Origin of the sequence: Pseudomonas sp. FSL R10-2964, assembly GCF_009600035.1 — a bacterium.
In the GTDB taxonomy this organism is placed as follows: Bacteria; Pseudomonadota; Gammaproteobacteria; order Pseudomonadales; family Pseudomonadaceae; genus Aquipseudomonas; species Aquipseudomonas bubulae.
In genome coordinates, this window is sequence record NZ_WIWH01000010.1 from 51,669 (window position 1) to 71,301 (window position 19,633).

A 19,633-nucleotide genomic window follows, 5' to 3' on the forward strand; every position below is an offset into this window, starting at 1 on the left:
CGGCAAGGTTTGCAGCTTATTTAAGCTCAACAGTTGCGGACTCGATAATCCGGCCCTTTTTATTGTGAAAATCAACCTTGAGTTGTTGGCCGCTAATGCTCAGGCAGACGAAGTTGTCTTCGCTGACCACTCGACTGTTGAGCTTGAGTGAGTAAGTGCCTGTGCCCACGCTGGTCAGGGGGGTGTTGACGAGCAGGTCTCTGACGTTCGCGTACGGCAGCAGTCTGGTATTGCACAGGGGTGAGGACACCACGCTGTGTACGATAAAGTCCGGGCTTTTGTCGTGGGTCAGATGACAGCAGAGCGAGCCATGAATATCGCCCGACACGAACACCACGTTCTTGATGGCGTTGCTGCGAATGGTTTCGAGGATGCGGTTGCGCTGCGCCGCAAAGGCCTTCCAGCCGTCATTGTCGCGCCGTTGGTCGGGCATAAGCATGACGCTGCTGACGATGAACTTGACCCTGGCGTTGCTGTTGATCAGCCATTTGAGCAGTGCCTGTTCCTGAGTGACGCCGATCATGCGTTTGTCACGCCCCGTAAGGGTGCGCTCGGTGCGGCAATCCATGACGAACCAGTCGATGTCAGCGTTGGCAAACCTGTACCAGTAGCGGGACAGGTTGCGGTTGATGCGCCCGTCGGGCAGCAGGTCGTGGGCCGGGCCATGGCTGCACTGGTAAGCCTCGTAAGCTCTCATGGCGTTGTTGTAGAGCGTTTTATCTCCGGTATCCCGATTGGCTGGCCAGTTATCTTCGATTTCATGGTCGTCGAGGATCATGTAGGTCGCAGTGCCTGCCATTAGCTTGCGGATATGGGGTTGTGTGAAAGCGGCGCGGTATTTTCGGGTGATGCTGGAGTAGTCGCGGTCCGGGGCCACAATATTCAGGTCATCGACATACACCTGATCGCCGGCCATCACCACAGCATCAATGCTTTGCTGGCGGGTCAGTGCATGGATGTTGCCGAAGATTTCGTCCCCTAGGTGCGGGGCAGAAGGGATGCCTGCCGTGAGCCTGAGGTAGCGGCAAGAGCCAACGACATATCGGCGAGTACGGTTGCGTGCAGTTGAGTCGGTCTTGAAACTGTATACCGTGGCAGGCCATTGAAGCGGGATCTGCTTGACGGTTTCAGTCGTGTGCCCGGGGTTTGCGGTGGCGAACCAGCCAGCCTGGTATTCGTAGCGGGTATCACTGTGCAGAGTGTTCAAGACCAGCGTATCGGACATGTCGAACTCAGGGCTCAGTCTTGAAAACACACCGGCAGACCACTGGCTGTCGCCAGCCTTGCGATGCCGGATACCGGCGAAGACGGCGTTGTTTTTGTCGAGTTCGCCGCGGACAAAAATGCGCGCGTGCTGTGAAGTGGTAAAGCCCACTATCGGGCCAACGGTGGGTGGGATCACATCGAAATCCTTTCTGATGTTTGGGCGATGGCAATCGCGTGGTTCAATTCCTTTGGTTAACGGTAGAAAAGGTTGGGTGGTTGACCCATTCATGGATTCAGCGCTGGGTGTAGTGCTTGAAGGGCAGTGAGTGTCAGAAAAGCCCCTCACCCTAGCCCTCTCCCAAAGGGAGAGGGGACTGAGCGCACGCAACTTCAAAAACACCGCCAATCAGCTCCCTCTCCCTCCGGGAGAGGGTTGGGGTGAGGGGCTCTTCAAATCGCAGGCAAAAAAAAGCCCCGCCAAATGGCGGGGTTGAGGTACGAGCGTGGCGCTCGGAAAACAGTGCGCTACCCCGGCCTTCAGTGACGAAGGCCGGGGCGTGGCTTACAACAGGATAGTGCGGATGTCGCCCAGCAACTGGCTCAGACGCTGGGTGAAGCGTGCAGCAGCAGCGCCGTTGATCACGCGGTGATCGTAGGACAGCGACAGTGGCAGCATCAGCTTCGGCTGGAAGGCTTTACCGTCCCAGACTGGCTGGATGGTTGCCTTGGATACGCCGAGGATCGCCACTTCCGGTGCGTTGACGATCGGCGTGAAGCCGGTGCCGCCAATGTGACCGAGGCTGGAAATGGTGAAGCACGCGCCTTGCATGTCGTCTGCGGTGAGCTTCTTGTCACGGGCCTTGGCGGCCAGTGCAGCGGCTTCAGCAGCCAGTTGCAGCAGGCTCTTCTGATTAACGTTCTTGATCACAGGCACCAGCAGGCCATCCGGGGTGTCAACGGCGAAGCCGATGTTGACGTACTTCTTGCGGATGATCGCTTTGCCGCTTGGCGCCAGCGAGCTGTTGAAGTCCGGCATTTCCTTGAGCAGGTGCGCGCAGGACTTGAGCAGCAGAGGCAGTACGGTCAGTTTCACGCCGGCTTTTTCTGCGACGGCTTTTTGCGCGACGCGGAAAGCTTCCAGCTCGGTGATGTCAGCCTGGTCGAACTGAGTCACGTGCGGAATGTTCAGCCAGCTGCGGTGCAGGCTCGACGCGCCGATTTGCATCAGGCGGGTCATGGCCACTTCTTCCACTTCACCGAAACGGCTGAAGTCGACAGCAGGGATCGGCGGAATGCCAGCACCACCGGTTGCGCCGGCGGCCGGTGCTTCCTTGGCTTTTTGCATCATGGCTTTGACGTGCGCCTGCACGTCTTCCTTGATGATACGGCCGTGCGGGCCGCTCGGAGTGACTGCACTCAGCTCGACGCCGAATTCGCGGGCCAGTTGACGCACGGCAGGGCCGGCGTGAACCTTGCCACCTTTTGGCGCAGGCGCGGCGGCCGGGGCAGGAGCAGCCTCGGTTTTCGCAGCAGGTGCCGGGGCTGCAGGTGCTTCAGCTTTTGCCGGTGCTGGAGCAGCAGCGGCCTGGGCAGGAGCAGCAGGTGCCGCAGCGCCTTGAACCTTGAGCTTGAGGATAAAGTCGCCAGTGCCGACTTCGTCATCCAGCTTGACCGAAATACTCTCAACCACACCGGCGGCTGGCGATGGAATTTCCATGCTGGCCTTGTCGGACTCGAGAGTGATCAAGGATTGATCAGCCTCGACGGTATCGCCGGCCTTGACCAGGATTTCGATGATTTTAGCTTTGCCCGACGAGCCGATATCCGGGACATGAATGTCCTGGATGGTAGCAGCGGCAGGTGCAGCCGGGGCCGCAGGGGCCTCGGCAGCAGGAGCAGCAGGTTTTTCGGCCGCAGCAGGAGCTGCAGCAGGGGCCGGTGCTTCAGGCGCCGCAGCGGCGCCCTCGGCTTCCAGTTCCAGCAGTTCGTCGCCTTCTTTCAGGCGGTCGCCCAGCTTGATCTTCAGGCTCTTGACGATACCGGCCTTGGGAGTAGGGATTTCCATGCTCGCCTTGTCCGATTCCAGGGTCAGGATGCTCTGATCGGCTTCGATACGGTCGCCGACTTTTACAAACAGCTCGATGACTTCACCGTCGCCGCTGCCGATGTCAGGTACTCGAATGAGTTCGCTCACAAATATTCTCCTCAGCAGTCCAGTGGGTTGCGTTTTTCCGGGTTGATGCCGAACTTGACGATGGCTTCTGCCACCACTTTAGGTTCGATATCGCCACGGTCAGCCAGTGCTTCCAGGGCTGCCAACACCACGAAATGACGGTCTACTTCAAAGAAGTGACGCAGTTTTTTGCGGCTGTCGCTGCGGCCGAAACCGTCAGTGCCCAGCACTTTGAATTCCTTGACCGGTACCCACTGGCGAATCTGTTCGGCGAACAGCTTCATGTAGTCGGTAGAGGCAATCACCGGACCTTTACGGCCGGTCAGGCACTCTTCAACGTAGCTCAGCTGAGGCTTCTGGCCAGGGTGCAGGCGGTTGTGACGCTCTACGGCCAGGCCGTCGCGACGCAGTTCGTTGAAGCTGGTAACGCTCCATACGTCAGCGCCGATGTTGAACTGTTCACGCAGGATGATCGCCGCTTCACGGACTTCACGCAGGATGGTGCCGGAGCCCATCAGCTGAACGTGGTGCGCCGCTTCCTTGGTGTCTTCCTCGAGCAGGTACATGCCCTTGACGATGCCTTCCTCGACACCGGCCGGCATGGCTGGCTGCTGGTAGGACTCGTTCATGACGGTGATGTAGTAGAAGACGTCCTGTTGCTCTTCGGTCATCTTCTTCATGCCGTCCTGAATGATCACCGCCAGCTCATAGCCGTAGGTCGGATCAAAGGTGCGGCAGTTCGGGATGGTACCGGCCAGGATGTGGCTGTGACCGTCTTCGTGCTGCAGGCCTTCACCGTTGAGCGTGGTACGCCCGGCGGTGCCGCCGATCAGGAAGCCACGGGTGCGGCTGTCGCCAGCGGCCCAGGCCAGGTCGCCAATACGCTGGAAGCCGAACATCGAGTAGAAGATGTAGAACGGCAGCATCGGCTGGTTGTGGTTGGAGTACGAAGTACCGGCGGCGATGAAGGAGCTCATGGCGCCTGCTTCGTTGATGCCTTCTTCGAGGATCTGACCTTTTTTGTCTTCGCGGTAGAACATCACCTGGTCTTTATCGACTGGCTCGTAGAGCTGGCCGACAGAGGAGTAGATGCCCAGCTGGCGGAACATGCCTTCCATACCGAAGGTACGGGCTTCGTCCGGGATGATCGGAACGATGCGCGGGCCGATTTCCTTGTCCTTGACCAGCTGCGCGAGGATGCGCACGAAAGCCATGGTGGTGGAAATTTCACGGTCGCCGGAGCCGTCAAGGATGGCCTTGAGGGTTTCCAGTGGCGGGGTCGGAATGCTGATGCTCTGTGCGCGGCGCTGAGGTACGAAACCGCCCAGTGCGGCACGGCGCTCGCTCAGGTAACGGGCTTCGGCGCTGCCTGCTTCCGGTTTGAAGAACGGCAGGTTTTCGATTTCGTCGTCTTTGACCGGGATGTCGAAACGATCGCGGAACAGCTTCAGGCTTTCAACATCAACCTTCTTGGTGTTGTGCGCGGTGTTTTTCGCTTCGCCGGCGCCGGTGCCATAACCCTTGATGGTCTTGGCCAGGATAACGGTTGGCTGGTCTTTGTGGTTGACCGCTTCGTGGTACGCCGCGTAGACCTTGTACGGGTCGTGGCCGCCACGGTTGAGCTTCCAGATCTCGTCATCGGACAGATCGGCAACCATCGCCTTGAGTTCCGGCGTGTTGAAGAAGTGTTCACGTACGAACGCGCCGTCTTTGGCTTTGTAGTTCTGGTACTCGCCGTCGATGACTTCGTCCATGCGACGTTGCAGGATACCGTCGACGTCTTTGGCCAGCAGCGGGTCCCAGAAACGGCCCCAGATGACTTTGGTTACGTTCCACTGAGCGCCGCGGAACACGCCTTCGAGTTCCTGGATGATCTTGCCGTTGCCGCGAACCGGGCCGTCGAGGCGCTGCAGGTTGCAGTTGATGACGAAGATCAGGTTGTCGAGGTTTTCACGGCCTGCCAGGGAGATTGCGCCCAGGGATTCCGGCTCGTCGCACTCGCCGTCGCCCAGGAAGCACCAGACTTTCTGGCCAGCAGGGATGTAGCCACGGGCTTCCAGGTACTTCATGAAGCGCGCCTGGTAGATCGCCTGGATCGGGCCAAGGCCCATCGATACGGTCGGGAACTGCCAGAAATCAGGCATCAGCCAAGGGTGCGGGTAGGACGACAGGCCCTGACCGTCCACTTCCTGGCGGAAGTTGTTCATTTGTTCTTCGCTGATGCGGCCTTCCATGAACGCACGGGCGTAAACGCCTGGCGAGGTGTGACCCTGGAAGTAGATCAGGTCGCCGCCGTGTGCGTCGGTCGGGGCCTGGAAGAAGTAGTTGAAGCCGATGTCATACAGGGTTGCGCTGGAAGCGAAGCTGGAGATATGACCGCCCAGGTCAGAATCTTTCAAGTTCGTGCGCATCACCATGGCCATGGCGTTCCAGCGTACCAGCGAGCGAATGCGGCGTTCCATGAACAGGTCGCCAGGCATGCGTGCTTCGTGGGTTACGGGAATCGTGTTGCGATAAGGCGTGGTGATGGCATACGGCAGCTGCGAACCGGTGCGGGTAGCGAGCTCACCCATACGGGTCATCAGATAGTGAGCGCGGTCTTCGCCTTCTTTGTCGAGAACCGATTCCAGGGCGTCCAACCATTCCTGGGTTTCGACGGGATCGAGGTCTTGCATGGCTTGCTCCAGGGCGGATAGGCTTCCAGAATCGGTTGCCTGAGTTTGCGACTGGCCTTGTGGGCAGACGACATAAATTCTTGGATGGCCGGAGGTTGATTCCAGCGGCGTGTAGTTTTACTACAAATCGTCGGCCATTTCAGCCTTTCGAGTGTGTCATGCAGTAGTAAAACTACAGGAATGGTCCTGATGGCCACCTGTTTCGTTGTGCGAAAAATCGATATTGTTGGTGCTTTTATCTGCAATAAGCCGGTGATCTGCGGGCTTGATGCTAAACAAAATGATCTTACAGCTATTTATAACCTTTGTTCGACAGTCGGATTAAACCGCTGTTTCTTCCTGTCACCGTACTCGGCAACACCATAGCCGATCAAGGATAGACCATGAGCCTCCCGTCGCTTGCTCCAATTCCCGGTCTTTTACAGCCACTGGCCAGCCGTGCCGAGCAGTCGTGGCGCACGGCAGTCGCCGGGCTTGAGGGCGGGCACGGGCTCGATGACTGGTCGCCAGAGCGCTGGTCGGCGTTCAGCCGGGTCAGTGCGGCCAGCGACTTCTTTATAGAACAGTCTTTGCGTGACCCTTTGATGTTGCTCGAACTGGCGCGCTCGGGTGAGCTGGACCGCACCTTCGCCCCCGGCGAGTTGTGCGGGCAGATTGCTGCTGCCGCGCAGGCCGCAACCAGCGATGACGAACTGGGCCGCGCACTGCGTCGTCAGCGCACCCGCCAGCAAGTGCGGATTATCTGGCGCGATATCAATCGTCAGGCCGACCTGATCGAAACCTGTCGCGATCTGTCGGACATGGCCGATGCCAGCATCGATCAGGCCTATCGCTGGCTGTATCAACGTCATTGCCAGCAGTTCGGCACACCCATTGGCAATCGCAGTGGCGAGCCGCAGGCGATGGTGATCCTGGGCATGGGCAAGCTCGGCGCCGTGGAGCTGAACCTGTCTTCAGACATCGACCTGATCTTTGCCTACCCTGAAGGCGGCGAAACCGTGGGGGCCAAGCGGGCGCTGGACAATCAGGAGTTCTTTATCCGCTTGGGCCAGCGCCTGATCAAGGCGCTGGATCCGATGACGGTCGACGGCTTTGTGTTTCGCGTTGACATGCGCCTGCGTCCTTATGGCTCATCCGGTGCGCTGGTGTTGAGCTTCAACGCGCTGGAGCAGTACTACCAGGATCAGGGCCGTGACTGGGAGCGTTATGCAATGATCAAGGCCCGGGTCGTGGCCGGTGATCAGGTGATGGGCGCGCAGTTGCTCAGTCTGTTACGCCCGTTTGTGTATCGTCGCTACCTCGATTTTTCCGCGATTGAAGCGCTGCGCACCATGAAGCAGTTGATCCAGCAGGAAGTGCGGCGCAAAGGCATGGCTGACAATATCAAGCTGGGGGCGGGCGGTATCCGCGAGGTCGAATTTATCGCCCAGGCATTCCAGCTGATTCACGGCGGCCGCGATCTGAGCCTGCAACAACGGCCGCTGCTCAAAGTCCTGACCATCCTGGAAGGCCAGGGCTACTTGCCTGCAGAGGTGGTCGGCGAACTGCGCGAAGGTTATGAGTTCCTGCGTTACACCGAGCATGCAATCCAGGCCATTGCCGACCGCCAGACTCAAATGCTGCCCGACAATCAGCAGGATCAGGCCCGCATTGCCTTTATGATGGGTTTTGACAGCTGGACCGCATTCCATGAACAGCTGATGGCGTGGCGTGGTCGTATTGACTGGCACTTCCGTCAGGTTATTGCTGACCCTGATGAAGAAGAGGTCATCGACGAAGGCGAGCTGATTGTCGGTGGTGAGTGGTTGCCGCTGTGGGAAGAGGTCCAGGACGATGCCGCAGCCTGCGCGCAGTTGGAAGAGGCCGGGTTTGTCGATGCGCCCAAAGCCCTGAAACAACTGGCGGCCCTGCGTTCCAGTCCGCAACTGCGCTCTATGCAGCGCTTGGGGCGCGAGCGTCTGGATGCTTTTATCCCGCGCTTGCTGGCGCAAGCCGTTGAGCACGCCAACCCTGATCTGGTGCTGGAGCGGGTGCTGCCGCTGGTCGAGGCGGTGGCCCGGCGTTCTGCTTATTTAGTGTTGCTCACCGAAAACCCAGATGCTTTGCGCCGTTTGCTGACGCTGTGCGCAGCCAGCCCGTGGATCGCCGAGCAGATCACCCGTTTCCCGTTGCTGCTCGACGAGTTGCTCAACGAGCGCCGTTTGTTCAAGCCGCCGCTGGCCCCTGAGCTGGCCGCCGAGTTGCGTGAACGCCTGACGCGTATCCCCGAAGACGACCTTGAGCAGCAGATGGAAGCCTTGCGCAACTTCAAGCTGGCCCACCGTTTGCGGGTCGCGGCATCGGAAATCTCCGGCAGCCTGCCTTTAATGAAGGTCAGCGATTACCTGACCTGGCTGGCCGAGGCCATTCTGGAGCAGGTGCTGGCCCTGGCCTGGCGCCAGACAGTGGCCAAGTACGGCACGCCACAGCGCACCGACGGCAGCCTGTGCGATCCCGGCTTTATTATTGTCGGCTACGGCAAGGTCGGTGGCATCGAGCTGGGGCATGGCTCGGATCTGGACCTGGTATTTATCCACGATGGCGACCCGAATGCTGAAACCGATGGCGCCAAGCCCATCGACGGTGCGCAGTTTTTCACCCGTCTGGGCCAGCGGATCATCCATTTGCTCACGGCGCAGACCAACTCCGGGCAGTTGTATGAGGTCGACATGCGCCTGCGCCCGTCAGGCGCTTCGGGGTTGCTGGTCAGCTCGCTAGGTGCTTTTGAGCGCTATCAGGAAAACGAAGCCTGGACCTGGGAGCATCAGGCACTGGTGCGCGCCCGCGTGCTGGTGGGCTGCAAGCAGGTGGGCGCGGCCTTTGAACAGGTGCGCGCGAGCGTATTGGGCCGCGAGCGGGATTTGCCGACCTTGCGTCAGGAGGTCAGCGAGATGCGGGCCAAGATGCGCGACAACCTGGGCACCCGGATTACCGCTGCCGGAACCGCAGAAAACGCCTTCGAGGCAACGGTGCCGTTCGACCTCAAGCAGGACGCCGGAGGTATCGTCGATATTGAATTTATGGTGCAATACGCGGCCCTGGCGTGGTCCAGGGAACACCCGGCGTTACTGCGCTACACCGACAATATCCGCATTCTGGAAGGGCTGGAGCAGGTCGGGCTGATGCCCGCCACCGATGCCAGCCTGTTGCGCGAGGCTTACAAGGCCTTTCGCGCCGTCGCCCACCGGCAAGCCTTGCAGAAGGAAGCCGGGGTGGTCACGGGGGATCAATTTGTGGTCGAACGCCAACACGTACGGCGCATCTGGTCCGAGCTAGGATTGAGCTGATTTGCTGGCTCACACACAGAGTTAAAGCTGTAAGAACGTATCCGGCGGGTCCATAAGGCCCGTCCAATTTGCCTGCCGCCTCGTGGTGCGGGTGCTGGATTCTTTGAGGAGCGTAATGATGTCGATGGCTGATCGTGATGGTGTGATCTGGTATGACGGCAAGCTGGTGCCGTGGCGTGATGCCACGACCCATGTACTGACCCATACATTGCACTACGGCATGGGCGTGTTTGAAGGTGTGCGCGCTTACGAAACCCCGCAGGGCGCGGCGATTTTCCGCTTGCAGGCGCACACTGACCGTCTGTTCGATTCGGCCCACATCATGGGCATGAAGATCCCGTTCAGCAAAGACGAAATCAACGAAGCGACCCGCGTAGCGGTGCGTGAAAACAACCTCGACAGCGCCTATATCCGCCCGATGGTGTTCTACGGTTCCGAAGCCATGGGCCTGCGCGCCACCGGCCTCAAGGTTCACGTGATCATCGCTCCCTGGAGCTGGGGTGCCTACATGGGCGCCGAAGCGCTGGAAGTCGGAATCAAGGTGCGTACCAGCTCCTTTACCCGCCATCATGTGAACATCTCCATGACCCGGGCCAAGGCCAACGGCCATTACATCAACTCGATGCTGGCCCTGCAGGAAGCGATTTCCGGTGGAGCCGACGAAGCGCTGTTGCTCGATCCGGAAGGCTTTGTGGCTGAAGGCTCGGGCGAAAACGTATTCCTGGTCAAGGATGGCGTGATCTACACCCCGGACGTGACCGCGTGCCTGAACGGCATTACCCGCAGCACGATCCTGACCCTGGCCACCGAGCTGGGGTACAAGTTTGTTGAAAAACGCATCACCCGCGACGAGGTGTATATCGCCGACGAAGCGTTCTTTACCGGCACTGCCGCTGAAGTGACGCCGATTCGCGAAGTCGACGGGCGTCAAATCGGGATCGGCCGCCGTGGCCCGATCACCGAAAAACTGCAAAAGGCTTACTTTGACCTGGTGACCGGCAAGACTACGGACCATCCAGAGTGGCGTACACTGGTCAAGTAATGTCGGCATAGCATCACAGCAGGGAGGCGAATGCCTCCCTTGCTTGTTTATGGAAACTTATGAATATTTTGATCGTTGGGCCCAGCTGGGTCGGTGACATGGTGATGGCGCAGACACTGTTCCAGTGCCTCAAGCAGCGCCACCCGCAGTGCGAAATCGATGTGCTGGCTCCCGAGTGGAGCCGGCCCATCCTTGAACGCATGCCTGAAGTTCGCAAGGCCTTGAGCTTCCCGCTCGGCCACGGCGCGCTTGAACTGGCCACGCGACGCAAGATCGGCAAGTCCCTCAAGGGCCAATACGATCAGGCAATCTTGTTGCCCAACTCGCTTAAATCGGCCCTGGTGCCATTTTTTGCGGGTATTCCCAAACGTACCGGCTGGCGCGGCGAGTTCCGCTACGGCCTGCTCAACGATGTGCGCAAGCTCGACAAAGAGCGCTACCCGCTGATGATCGAGCGCTTTATGGCCCTGGCCTATGAGCCTGGGGCCGACCTGCCCAAGCCGTACCCGCGCCCTGATTTGCAGATTGACCCGCAAAGCCGTGCCGGCGCACTGGCCAAGTTCGGCCTGGAGCTGGATCGTCCGGTGCTGGCGCTGTGCCCGGGTGCCGAATTTGGCGAGTCTAAGCGCTGGCCGTCCGAGCACTACGCCAAAGTTGCCGAACAAAAGATCCGCGAAGGTTGGCAAGTGTGGCTGTTCGGCTCCAAAAACGATCACGGGGTAGGCGAAGATATCCGTTCGCGCCTGATCCCGGGGCTGCGCGAAGAGTCGGTCAACCTCAGCGGCGAGACCTCACTGGCCGAAGCCATCGACCTGTTGTCCTGTGCAGATGCCGTGGTATCCAACGATTCCGGGCTGATGCATGTGGCCGCTGCGCTGAACCGCCCGCTGGTGGCGGTCTACGGCTCCACTTCGCCAGGTTTTACCCCGCCCTTGGCGGACAAGGTCGAAATTGTGCGGCTGGGCCTCGATTGCAGCCCCTGTTTTGACCGTACCTGCCGTTTTGGCCACTACAATTGCCTGCGCGAACTGATGCCGCAGCCGGTGATTGAAGCCTTGCAGCGTCTGCAGGGTTCACCGGTCGAGGTTAACTAGGTGCGCGTTCTGTTGGTCAAAACTTCATCCCTCGGGGATGTGATCCATGCCTTGCCGGCGCTGACCGATGCGGCGCGGGCGATTCCGGGCATCACCTTTGACTGGGTTGTGGAGGAGGGCTTTGCCGAAATCCCGACCTGGCACCCCGCGGTGGGCAAGGTGATTCCGGTGGCGATCCGCCGCTGGCGCAAAAATATCTGGCAGACCCTCAAGAGCGGCGAGTGGAGCCGCTTCAAGCAAAGCCTGCGCGCCGAAAAATACGACCTGGTGATCGACGCTCAGGGCCTGGTGAAAAGTGCCTGGTTGACCCGCTACGTGAAAGCCCCGGTTGCCGGGCTGGATAAAGACTCTGCCCGTGAGCCGTTGGCCAGCCGCTTTTACCAGCGCCGCCTGGCGGTAGCCCGCGGGCAGCACGCGGTTGAGCGTCTGCGTCAGTTGTTCGCGGTCGCGCTGGGCTACGACCTGCCCAAAGGGCTGGGCGATTACGGCCTGGATGTCGAAAAACTGGTTGAGCTGCCGCGCAAAAAGCCCTTCGTGCTGTTTTTGCATGGCACCACCTGGGACACCAAGCACTGGCCCGAAGTCTATTGGCGCGATCTGGCCCAGCGCATGGGCCATCTGGGCGTCGAAGTGCGCCTGCCGTGGGGCAATCCGGCTGAAAAAGCCCGGGCCGAACGCATTGCCAATGGCTTGAATAATGCCGTGGTACTGCCCAAATTGAATCTGGCCGGGGTCGCCAAGGTACTGGCCAGTGCCAGTGCCTGCGTGGCAGTCGACACCGGGTTAGGGCATTTGGCCGCTGCACTGGATGTGCCGACCATTTCTTTGTTCGGGCCTACCAATCCGGGCCTGACCGGGGCTTATGGCAAGGTGCAAATCCACCTGGCCAGCGATTTTCCGTGTGCGCCATGCCTGCAGAAAAAATGCACCTACACTCCGACTGCACAGGATCAGCAGCGGTTTGATCTGAAAAACGAGTGGCCACTGTGCTTCACCCGTTTGAACCCTGAGCGTGTCGCGAGTCGATTAAGCACGTTGTTACTGGCTGAGGAACTGCGCTGATGCAACTGGCTTTTGTGCTGTACAAATACTTTCCGTTTGGTGGGCTGCAACGGGATTTCATGCGCATTGCGCTGGAATGCCAGAAGCGCGGCCATCAAATCCGCGTCTACACCATGATCTGGGAAGGCGATATTCCGCCCGGATTCGAAGTGCTGGTGGCGCCGGTCAAGGCGTTCCACAACCATACCCGTAATGAAAAAATGCTCGCCTGGATGCAGGCCGATCTGGCCAAGCGCCCGGTAGACCGGCTCATCGGCTTCAACAAGATGCCGGGGCTGGACGTGTACTACGCGGCGGACGGCTGCTTTGAAGACAAGGCGCAAAACCTGCGTCATTCGTTTTATCGCTTTTTCAAGCGCTACAAGCACTTTGCCGAGTACGAGCGCGCGGTGTTCGCCAAGGACGCCAAGACTGAAATCCTGATGATTTCCGAAGTCCAGCAGCCGCTGTTCATCAAACACTACGACACCCCGCTGGAGCGTTTCCACCTGCTGCCACCGGGTATCGCCCTGGATCGCCGCGCGCCGGACAATGCCGCCGAGATTCGCGCCGAGTTCCGACGTGAATTCAATCTGGCAGACGACGACTTGCTGCTGGTGCAGATTGGCTCGGGCTTCAAGACCAAGGGTGTGGATCGCAGCCTCAAAGCGCTGGCGGCCTTGCCGGGTGAGCTCAAAAAACGTACGAAATTGTTTGTAATCGGCCAGGACGACCCCAAAGTCTTTCAATTGCAGAGTGCCACTTTGGGTTTGGGCGATCATGTGCAGTTCCTCAAGGGGCGCAGTGATATCCCGCGCTTCCTGCTGGGCGCCGATTTGCTGATTCATCCGGCCTACAACGAAAACACCGGCACTGTATTGCTTGAGGCACTGGTAGCCGGTTTGCCGGTGCTGGTCAGCGCTGTTTGCGGCTACGCCCATTACATCAGCGACGCCGATTGCGGTCGGGTCCTGGACGAGCCGTTCGAGCAGGCGCAACTCAATGAATACCTGACACACATGTTGTCCGACGACACTGCGCGCGCGGCCTGGAGCCGAAACGGCCTGGCCTACGCGCAGACGGCCGACCTCTACAGCATGCCGCAGCACGCTGCGGATGTGATTCTGGCGGAGCAACACTGATGAAACTGATTCTTGCCGAACCGTTCAAGAGCTTGTGGGCAGGGCGCGATGCGTTCACCGAAGTCGAGCGTCTGGAAGGCGAGGTTTACCGCGAACTGGAAGGCCGGCGTACCTTGCGTACCGAAGTCGACGGACGCGGTTTCTTTGTGAAAATCCACCGTGGCATTGGCTGGGGTGAAGTGTTCAAGAACCTGCTGACGGCCAAGCTGCCAGTTCTTGGCGCCGGCCAGGAGTGGCGGGCGATCAAGCGCCTGCACGAAGTGGGTGTGCCGACCATGACGGCCGTGGCTTACGGCGAAAAGGGCAACAACCCGGCAGCCCAGCATTCCTTCATCATCACCGAAGAACTGGCGCCGACGGTCAGCCTCGAAGACTTCAGCCTCAACTGGGTCAAGCAGCCACCGCAGCCCAGGCTCAAGCATGCGCTGATCGCTGAAGTGGCACGCATGACCGGCATGATGCACCGTGCCGGGGTCAACCACCGTGACTGCTATATCTGCCATTTCTTGCTGCACACCGACAAACCGGTGACCGCAGACAACTTCCGCCTGTCGGTGATCGATCTGCACCGCGCCCAGACTCGCGCCGTGATCAGTAAGCGCTGGCGCAACAAGGATCTGGCGGCACTGTATTTCTCGGCCCTGGATATCGGCCTGACCCAGCGGGACAAACTGCGCTTCCTGCGCGGTTACTTCCAGATGCCCCTGCGCCAGATCCTGCGCGAAGAAGCCCGCCTGCTGGCGTGGCTCGAAGGCAAGGCGAACAAACTCTACGAACGCAAACAGCGTTATGGAGATGCACTGTAATGGCGGGTTGGAATCTGGAACCTGCTTACAGTGCGTTGGCGTCTGATTTTGGCAGTCTGGAGGCAGTATTTGCCTTGCAGGGGGAGCATCTGACGCGCGATCCGCTATCGGAAGTCATCCGTGTGCAGCGCGATGGCGTGAATTATTACGTCAAGCGCTACACCGGGGCCGGCAAGGGCCTGCGCCGTTATCTGGGCCGCCCGCGGGTCAAGTCCGAATGGCAGAACCTCAAGCGCTTCGCCAAGTGGGGTATCCCCACGGCCGAGGTGGTGGCCTGGGGCCTTGAACGCAGTGGGTTCGCCTACTCCCGTGGCGCCATGATCACCCGCGAACTGCCCAATACCCGGGATTTGTCAGAGTTGGCGGACAACCATGATCCGCTGCTCAAGGATCGTGCCTGGGTAGATTGTGTCAGCCGTCAGTTGGCGCGTTATACCAAGACCATGCATGACCATCGCTTTACCCATAACGACCTGAAATGGCGCAATTTGCTGATCGATGAGCAGCCCAAGCTGTTTTTGATCGATTGCCCCAACGGCGATTTCTGGCGCGGCTTCTGGCTCAAATACCGCATCACCAAAGACCTGGCGTGCCTCGATAAAGTGGCCAAGTACCATTTGTCCTACACCCAGCGTTTGCGTTTCTATTTTCAATACACCGGGCGCACGACGCTCAATGCGGCGGACAAGGAACGTGTCCGTCATATCGTGCGTTTTTTCGAGGGCCGGGAATGACAGACTTTATGGCAGACGCCGACCGGGCATTGCTTGAGCGCAATGGCCTGGCTGACTTTGATGCCCTGTGGGCCGTGCAGCTGGAAGCGGTGGACGAGCCCAATACCAGTGGTGGTGGCTGGAGTAGCGTGTTTCGCATGGATCTTGAAGGTCAGGGCTATTACCTCAAGCGTCAGAGCAATTACCTTACCCGCACGCTGCACAGTCCGCTGGGCGAGCCGAGTTTTGCCCGCGAATTCCGTAATATTCAGCGCTATAAGCACATAGGTATTCCTGCGCTGGAAGCGGTGTTTTTTGGTGAGCGAAAAGTGCCGGGCGAGCGTCGTGCAGTGCTGATGACCCGTGCGCTGGACGGTTGGAATGACCTCGACTCGCTGCTCGAGCAATGGCCGCAACTGACCACAGAGCAGCAGCAGGCGATTTTGCGCGAATGCGGCCAATTGGCTCGTCGGCTTCACGCTGCGCGGCAGGTGCATGGTTGTTTTTACCCCAAGCATATCTTCCTGCAGGCCGATGGCGCGGGGGGGTATCGCGCTCAATTGATCGATCTGGAAAAAACCCGGCCCTTGTTGCTGGGCCAGCGGGACAGGGTCAAGGACATTGAGCCGTTGTTGCGTCGAGCCGATGTCTGGAGCGAAGCAGAGGTGCGCGCCTTGCTCGCTGCTTATCTGGAACAGCCCGTCGACAGTTCCTTGGTCGATGCCTGGCTGACGCGACTGTATGTGCGGCGCAATCAAAAAGGGGGGCGCTGATGCGTTTGTCCGAACTGCTGAAGGCTGGCCGTGCGCCAGGCTTGCCGCTGAGTATCGAACTGGCCGACGCAGCAGGGCCTGCGCAATTGCAACTGCTGACCTTGCTGCGGGTATTGCCGGGCCAGCGTTATGTCGGTGCCGGGGTGTGGCGCGGGCGTACCGTGCTGGCCAAGATGATGGTCGGCAACAAGGCTGCGCGCAACTTTCAGCGCGAGCTGACCGGGGTGCGTCTGCTGGCTGAACAAGGCTTGACCACGCCGCAACTGCTGGCCGATGGCTTGCAGGAAGGTGAGGGGGGCTGGTTGCTGTTCGAGTACCTGGAGGGCGCTCAGAGCTTGGGCGATGCCTGGGATGCAGTCGCGTCGTTGCCGGTGCTGGCTGATGAACAAGTGGCCGTACTTGCCGAGGCTTTGACTGCCATCGGGCAGATGCACCGCAAGGGTCTGTGGCAGGAAGACCTGCATCTGGACAACCTGTTGCGTCAGGACGGCAAGCTGTATTTGATCGATGGTGCAGGCATCTGTGTCGAAGAGGCAGGCAAACCGCTGTCGCGGCAAAAAGTGCTGGAAAACCTCGGCGTGTTTTTTGCCCAGTTGCCCAAAAGCCTTGAGCCGTTTATCGAAGAATTACTCGTGCACTACCTGCTGAGCAACGGCGAGCATGCCTTGCCGCTTGAAGCGCTGCTCAAGCAGGTCGAGAAAGTCCGTGCCTGGCGCCTGAATGACTTTTTGAACAAGGTTGGCCGTGATTGCTCGTTGTTCAGCGTGCAACGCGGGGCGTTTGCCCTGCGTGCCGTCCTGCGCGAAGAAGAGCCGGCGATGTTGCCCGTTTTGGCCAGGGCTGATGCGTTGCTTGATCAGGGGCATCTGTACAAGACCGGTGGCGCGGCCAGTGTCGGCAAGGTTGAAGTAGCGGGCCGCATGCTGGTGGTCAAGCGCTATAACATCAAGGGCTTTGCCCACTGGCTCAAACGTTTCTGGCGCCCGAGCCGGGCCTGGCATTCATGGCGTGAAGGCAATCGTCTGGCGTTTTTGGGGATTGCCACGCCTAAACCGTTGGCAATGCTGGAGACCCGTTTTATGTGGTTGCGGGGCAAGGCGTATCTGGTGACGGAGTTTTTGCCGGGGCCGGATATCATCGAGCGTTTTGCGCCGTATGTTGAGCACGGAGATGCGCCCGAAGCCGAGCTGGTGGCACTGGAGCAGCTGTTTGCCGACTTGATCCGCGAGCGCATCAGCCACGGCGACCTCAAGGGCCATAACGTGTTCTGGGATGACGGGCGCTGGGCGCTGATTGATCTGGATTCGATGTGCCAGCATCGCTCATCGAGCAGCTTCGCTGCCGCGTACGCCCGCGATCGTGCACGCTTTATGCGCAACTGGCCGGTGGGCAGTGCGTTGTATCAGGTGATTGACGGGCGATTGCCGACAAACCCTGACTGAAGCCTAGCCAGGACTTTCTGTGGGAGCGAGCCTGCTCGCGAATGCTCTTCGCGAGCAAGCCCGCTCCCACAGGGGCGTGCCCGTGCTGTCAGAAGCTGTACTGCGCCCCGGCTCCGGCATACCACGAGCGGCCCGGCGCAGCTTCGTAGTAGCGGCTGTTGGAGTCGCCGACAATCACCGAACCCACATACTGACGATCCAGCAGGTTGTCCAGACGCAAGGTCTGGTGGAAGGTCCAGTGCTCGATCTTCTGTTCAAACTTCGCCCGCCAGTTGAATACGGTATAAGCAGGTGCTGCTCTGGCGGTGTTGGTGTCTTCCACATATACCTTGCTGCGGTACATGCCTTCAATAGCTGTACTGACCCAGTCGGCCGGCTTCCAGTTCACCTCGGCAAACAGCGTGGTCTGCGGTACGCCCGGCAGGTAGTTGCCTTTGTCTACGGTACCGCTGGTGCTGGCGAAGTCGCTGTCGTAGGTGGCTTGCAGGCGAGTGTAAGCGAGGGTTGAGGTCCAGTGTTCTGCGAGCTGGCTCTCTACACCCAGTTCAAAGCCCCGGCGCAAGGTGCGGCCGGCGTTCTGGTAGGTCGTACGGCCACCGGTATTACTCAGCACCACCAGTTCATCTTCTGTGGTGATCTGGAATATGGCCGCATTGATCCGCGTATTGTTGAGCTGCGCCTTGAGGCCCATTTCATATTGGGTGCTCTCGGAAGGTTTGAGGCCGAAATTGAAGCCCTGGCCGCTGGGCGAGTATGCCAGTTCGGCCTGAGTCGGCGTTTCAAAGCCTTTGCCTGCACTGATATAACCATGCAGCTCGGGGGTAAAGGCATACATCACGCTGACGGATGGCGTGGCCTTTTCGTAACGCTTGGTGCCACTGGCGTCGCCGTTGCTCAAAAATTGATCATCGACGTCCATCTCCATGGTGCTGTAGCGTAAGCCGGCCTGTACCGTCCAGTTGTCCAACGCCCAGTTGGCCTGTACATACGGGTCGAGACTGCGGGCGGTATCTACTTCATCACGCACCAGTGCGCCTTTGACCCCCAGCTCACTGCCGATAAAGTTTTGATAACCGTGGCGGCTGTCCTGGCTCTGATCGAAGTCCAGGCCGCCAATCAGGGTCAGATCGCCCGGTACACCGTAGACCGGTTGCATCCAGCGCAGGCTGCCGCCGTAGAACTTGCGATCGAATTGCACGACACCGCCGCCCTGTTTATTGCTGGCTGCTGTGGGCGGAATCGCCAAATACTGAATAACGCTGCGCGTACCGGTATAGGCATTGACCTGCAGGGTAGCGTCACCGATATAGCGCTCGTAGTTCAGGCCCAGTTGCTGATGGTCGATGCTCTTACGGGTGTTGTAGGTAATGGCATTGGGCGTTACCGAGCGCGGGTCGGCCTTGTAGGCTTCCCAGCTTTGGCCCAGCGGATCCTGTGTGCCGTTTTGCTCAAGGCTGCTGTAGATCAGCGCCAGCTTGCTGTCTTCGTCGGGCTTGAGATTGAGCTTGGCGAAGGTCTGGTCCCGGCGTGCGGCGCTGTGGTCGCGGTAGCCGTCGGTGTCCATGCGTGAGGCATCAAGCACAAAGCCGACGTCGTCGGTGGCGCCCTCGGCGGTCAGGTGGTTCTTGCTCATGCCGTCGCTGCCGACCAGAGTCTCGGCGCCAATGCGCGGCGGGCCATCGCCGTCGCGGGAGAACATTTGAATCACGCCACCGGCGTTACTGCCATACAGGGTTGCCGCCGGGCCGCGCAGCACTTCAATGCGCTCGGCGGTATCGAGGTTGAAGGTTGCAGCCTGGCCCTGGCCGTCGGGGGTGCTGGCCGGTATGCCGTCGGCAATCAACTTGATGCCGCGCACCCCAAACGCCGAGCGGGCACCAAAGCCACGGGAAGATATTTGCAGGTCCTGGGCATAGTTCTGACGGTTTTGCACCACCAGCCCCGGTACACGGGACAGCACCTCGGATGCATTGATGCCCAGTTGGCCATCCTGGATTTGCTCCTGATTGATACTGTCCACCGAGTACGGCAGGTCAAAACTCGGGCTGGCGCTGCGCGAGCCGGTGATGACACTGGGATCCAGCTCCAGGGTTTCGGCGCAGACGACAGGTGCCAGGCACAGGCCTGGCAGTAACAGGGCAAGGTGAGCAGGTGTGAAATATTTCATGGGCAAATCGGGTTCCGTGTGACGCGACCCGTC

At 59.6% G+C, this 19,633-nt stretch carries 13 protein-coding genes; 9 read left to right on the forward strand and 4 right to left on the reverse strand.

Annotated features, from left to right (window positions below):
• Positions 1-16: 16 nt before the first annotated feature.
• The 3 genes from GHN92_RS07765 to aceE all read right to left on the reverse strand — a co-directional run bounded on the left by GHN92_RS07765 (position 17) and on the right by aceE (position 6,054).
• Entirely contained in the window at positions 17-1,402 is a 1,386-nt protein-coding gene (locus GHN92_RS07765) for an alkaline phosphatase D family protein (RefSeq protein WP_178102610.1), read from the reverse strand.
• A gap of 366 nt (positions 1,403-1,768) precedes the next feature.
• Positions 1,769-3,400 (reverse strand): dihydrolipoyllysine-residue acetyltransferase, encoded by a 1,632-nt coding sequence (aceF, locus tag GHN92_RS07770; RefSeq protein ID WP_178102611.1) that lies wholly within the window; start codon positions 3,398-3,400, stop codon positions 1,769-1,771.
• A gap of 11 nt (positions 3,401-3,411) precedes the next feature.
• Positions 3,412-6,054 (reverse strand): pyruvate dehydrogenase (acetyl-transferring), homodimeric type, encoded by a 2,643-nt coding sequence (aceE, locus tag GHN92_RS07775; RefSeq protein ID WP_095000903.1) that lies wholly within the window; start codon positions 6,052-6,054, stop codon positions 3,412-3,414.
• 383 nt (positions 6,055-6,437) lie between these two features.
• On the opposite strand from aceE, the gene glnE reads away from it, so the two are divergent.
• From glnE to GHN92_RS07820, 9 genes are all read left to right on the forward strand, one after another.
• On the forward strand, positions 6,438-9,380 hold the full coding sequence (gene glnE / locus GHN92_RS07780; RefSeq protein ID WP_095000904.1) for a bifunctional [glutamate--ammonia ligase]-adenylyl-L-tyrosine phosphorylase/[glutamate--ammonia-ligase] adenylyltransferase: 2,943 nt from the start codon (positions 6,438-6,440) through the stop codon (positions 9,378-9,380).
• A 118-nt stretch (positions 9,381-9,498) separates the two neighbouring features.
• Positions 9,499-10,422: a branched-chain amino acid transaminase gene (locus GHN92_RS07785; RefSeq protein WP_095000905.1), complete on the forward strand. Its 924-nt coding sequence runs from the start codon at positions 9,499-9,501 to the stop codon at positions 10,420-10,422.
• A 59-nt stretch (positions 10,423-10,481) separates the two neighbouring features.
• A complete protein-coding gene (gene waaF, locus GHN92_RS07790) occupies positions 10,482-11,516 on the forward strand; it encodes a lipopolysaccharide heptosyltransferase II (RefSeq protein ID WP_095000906.1) in 1,035 nt (344 codons plus the stop codon).
• Complete coding sequence (gene waaC / locus GHN92_RS07795; protein ID WP_095000907.1) at positions 11,517-12,578, forward strand: lipopolysaccharide heptosyltransferase I; 1,062 nt, start codon at positions 11,517-11,519, stop codon at positions 12,576-12,578.
• The gene (locus GHN92_RS07800) at positions 12,578-13,699 is read left to right on the forward strand and encodes a glycosyltransferase family 4 protein (RefSeq protein WP_095000908.1); all 1,122 of its coding nucleotides are present in this window, start codon (positions 12,578-12,580) and stop codon (positions 13,697-13,699) included. The genes waaC and GHN92_RS07800 overlap by 1 nt, the downstream gene beginning before the upstream one ends.
• Positions 13,699-14,505 (forward strand): lipopolysaccharide core heptose(I) kinase RfaP, encoded by an 807-nt coding sequence (gene rfaP / locus GHN92_RS07805; protein WP_095000909.1) that lies wholly within the window; start codon positions 13,699-13,701, stop codon positions 14,503-14,505. The genes GHN92_RS07800 and rfaP overlap by 1 nt, the downstream gene beginning before the upstream one ends.
• Complete coding sequence (locus GHN92_RS07810; protein ID WP_095000910.1) at positions 14,505-15,239, forward strand: lipopolysaccharide kinase InaA family protein; 735 nt, start codon at positions 14,505-14,507, stop codon at positions 15,237-15,239. The genes rfaP and GHN92_RS07810 overlap by 1 nt, the downstream gene beginning before the upstream one ends.
• Positions 15,236-15,991, forward strand: coding sequence for a lipopolysaccharide kinase InaA family protein (locus GHN92_RS07815; protein WP_095000911.1), 756 nt, complete (start codon positions 15,236-15,238; stop codon positions 15,989-15,991). Before GHN92_RS07810 ends, GHN92_RS07815 begins: the two co-directional genes overlap by 4 nt.
• Complete coding sequence (locus GHN92_RS07820) at positions 15,991-17,433, forward strand: lipopolysaccharide kinase InaA family protein (RefSeq protein ID WP_153379831.1); 1,443 nt, start codon at positions 15,991-15,993, stop codon at positions 17,431-17,433. Before GHN92_RS07815 ends, GHN92_RS07820 begins: the two co-directional genes overlap by 1 nt.
• An 88-nt stretch (positions 17,434-17,521) precedes the next feature.
• Here the strand turns inward: GHN92_RS07820 and GHN92_RS07825 are convergent, their stop codons facing one another.
• Positions 17,522-19,600: a TonB-dependent receptor gene (locus GHN92_RS07825; protein WP_153379833.1), complete on the reverse strand. Its 2,079-nt coding sequence runs from the start codon at positions 19,598-19,600 to the stop codon at positions 17,522-17,524.
• Between the last annotated feature and the right edge of the window lie 33 nt (positions 19,601-19,633).